The organism is Geitlerinema sp. PCC 9228 (assembly GCF_001870905.1).
Lineage (GTDB): Bacteria > Cyanobacteriota > Cyanobacteriia > Cyanobacteriales > PCC-9228 > PCC-9228.
Window position 1 is genome coordinate 1 of record NZ_LNDC01000141.1, and the last position, 2563, is coordinate 2563.

At 49.8% G+C, this 2563-nt stretch carries 4 protein-coding genes; 1 reads left to right on the top strand and 3 read right to left on the bottom strand.

From position 1 onward, the window contains the following. The coding region (locus tag AS151_RS16050; RefSeq protein WP_275527998.1) for a TCP-1/cpn60 chaperonin family protein at positions 1–240 on the bottom strand (240 nt) is incomplete at its 3' end. Positions 241–339: 99 nt separating this feature from the next. Further along, positions 340–651: a co-chaperone GroES gene (groES, locus tag AS151_RS16055; RefSeq protein WP_071518082.1), complete on the bottom strand. Its 312-nt coding sequence runs from the start codon at positions 649–651 to the stop codon at positions 340–342. Positions 652–948: 297 nt separating this feature from the next. Between groES and AS151_RS16060 the strand changes: the two genes are divergently transcribed. Continuing rightward, a complete protein-coding gene (locus AS151_RS16060; RefSeq protein WP_071518083.1) occupies positions 949–1443 on the top strand; it encodes a ferredoxin in 495 nt (164 codons plus the stop codon). Here the strand turns inward: AS151_RS16060 and AS151_RS16065 are convergent. Beyond that, a complete protein-coding gene (locus tag AS151_RS16065; protein WP_211517625.1) occupies positions 1380–2126 on the bottom strand; it encodes a DUF2232 domain-containing protein in 747 nt (248 codons plus the stop codon). The two genes, AS151_RS16060 and AS151_RS16065, sit on opposite strands and share 64 nt — an antisense overlap. Between the last annotated feature and the right edge of the window lie 437 nt (positions 2127–2563).

A 2563-nucleotide genomic window follows, 5' to 3' on the forward strand; every position in this document is an offset into this window, starting at 1 on the left:
GGTTTTGGAAGCGGCTTGGCGAATCAGGGAGACGCCGGTGTTTTCAATGTGGTCTTCCAGTTCGATTTCTTTGGCGATGGTGACGCCGTCGTTGACGATTTGCGGGGCACCGAATTTTTTTTCCAGCACCACGTTGCGTCCTTTTGGACCCAAGGTGACGGCGACGGATTCGGCTAGCAAGTCCATGCCCCGTTCTAGGGCGCGGCGAGCATCTTCGTTATAAATGATTTGTTTGGCCATCGAAGCGTTCCTCCGTAAGGATGTAGGGGTGAAATTTTATAGCCCGCTCGGTTGTATGCGGCTGGGAGATGGAAAAACCTTGCTGTTGGGTAGGGGCAATTAGGAAACAACCGCTAAAATATCTCTTTCGGCGAGCAATACGTAGTCTTCGTCGCCCAGTTTGACTTCGGTGCCTGCGTATTTGGAGTAGAGAATTTTATCGCCTACTTTCACTTCCATGGGCTGCCGGCTACCGTCGTCGTTGCGTTTGCCGGAACCAACAGCGGCTACTTCGCCGATTTGTGGTTTTTCTTTGGCGGTGTCGGGTAGTAAAATACCTCCGGCGGTTTTTTCTTCTGATTGGCTTACTTTGATAAAGACGCGATCGCCCAAGGGTTGAACGCTAGATACACTTAGAGAAACTGCAGCCATTCCTTGCTCTCCTGTTTTGCTTGCGTGAGATGTGCCTGGAGAGTGCTAAGTTCCCTGGCAAAAACAGCTTGAAATCCTATGGTTTGGGGACTTGAGCTGGGAAATTAGCACTCCCTTCCTCTGAGTGCTAATGTAGCTGAGGTTGAAGAGAATAGCAACTTTTTTGACAGTACGGTTTCCCGAACTCGCCCAGCCGTAGTTTTTCCCTGGTTTGGCTGGGGTTCTTTTCCGGTTGGGATTTGTGCTATTTTAAACAGCAATAATTTGTGGATTGACCTGGCAGTTGGAGAAGTATCCATGAGCGATCGCGAGCAACCCTCCCCCACCTCACAACCGCAGGAACCAAAATGTGAAGGTCCCTCGTTATCAGCGTGCGTGCGCAAGTTGGGTCTATCGCAAATCCAGCGACACGTGTTTCTGTGTGCCGACCAAAGCCAACCCAACTGCTGTTCCTACGCAACGGGATTGCAAGCTTGGAAATACCTAAAAAAACGCCTGCAAGAACTGCAGCTAGACCAACCTACAAGCGAAGAAAGTCCCTGTATTTTCCGTACCAAAGCCAACTGCTTGCGCGTGTGTACCGACGGACCGATTATGGTGGTTTATCCCGATGGGGTATGGTATCGGGCAGCAACTCCCGAAGTCATCGAACGCATTATCCAAGAACATCTCCTCGGCGATCGCATTGTTGAAGAATATGCTTTTTGCACCCATCCTTTGCCGGAACCTCAAAAATCTTCCGTAACCTCTTCTGATGAAGAAGTCTCTGCCGAATCATCTTCGGTGTCGTAATCCAACAAAATTTGTACCCAAACTGGCGGGGCAGAAATGGGATTTCCCAAGCGATTGAGCAAAAATAAAGCTGCTAAGTGAACCACAAACAAATAGACAATACTATTAACCACAACCGTTACCACCGCCAACGCTTCAATGAGGGTTGTACTCGGCTGCAGCAACCAGCCCAATCGATCTAAAATCCAATTTAAGAAATTCGTAATTTGGTTAATTAAGTAAATCCACAAATCTTCCCCTAACAGCAGGGAAACTACAGCAATGCGGAAAAAGACCCCCAGGGTACCGATCGTGGTGCCCAACCCAATAGAAACCCACCAGGAAAGCCGCCGCCGCCAGCAATATCCCAGCAAAATGCCCATCAGACCGTAGGGAATAAAAAATAAAATACTGCGGGGCGGTCCCATTAACACTGAAAGTAGCAAACCGGAGACAAACGCTGCCATCCAAGCTGCCCTGGCCCCCCAACGCAAATAAACCAGGGCAATGGGGGTGGGAAAAAAGATGCGCAACAGCGGACCTGGGGGAAAATAGTAGTTAATCAGCCAAATCAAACTAGCCGTACTGGCGAGAAACGCTGTTTCTACCATCGCCAGGGGTTTGCTGGGTTGGCTGCTATCGGTGGGAGATGTAGCAGGATGGGAAGAATTTACAGAATCCCGGCTTTGCGGATTAGAAGTCATGAAAGTTTGCCAATATTAAAATCCAAACGAAAACGATCCATCGGCGGGCGATCGCGATGGCCCAACGCCGCCGGCGAACATTCTTATGGCGAACTTTCTGGGGCCTATTTGGTGACATTAACTGTTCCCCTCTCTCAAGAGTAGGGGATTCCCAAGGGATACTACGCGATGGACTGAAGCCGCATCGCTACGCTTTTCTTTTGGACTGGCACCCAGAAGTGAATCCGGGTGGAACGAGTCAAAGCGCCCCTACTCACCTCAAGCGATTTTTGTCGCCATTGGGACTACTTCTGTCTTTTCAACACTAAGTCAGTTCGATACGCTCAGCATCCTGCCCTTGTTGGCAGTGATATGGGCTTGCTGCTTAAAACCGTAGTGACGAATATGTATGCCGGGATGGCCCCGTACTAGGATGCCTCTTAGCGCAGTTGATACGC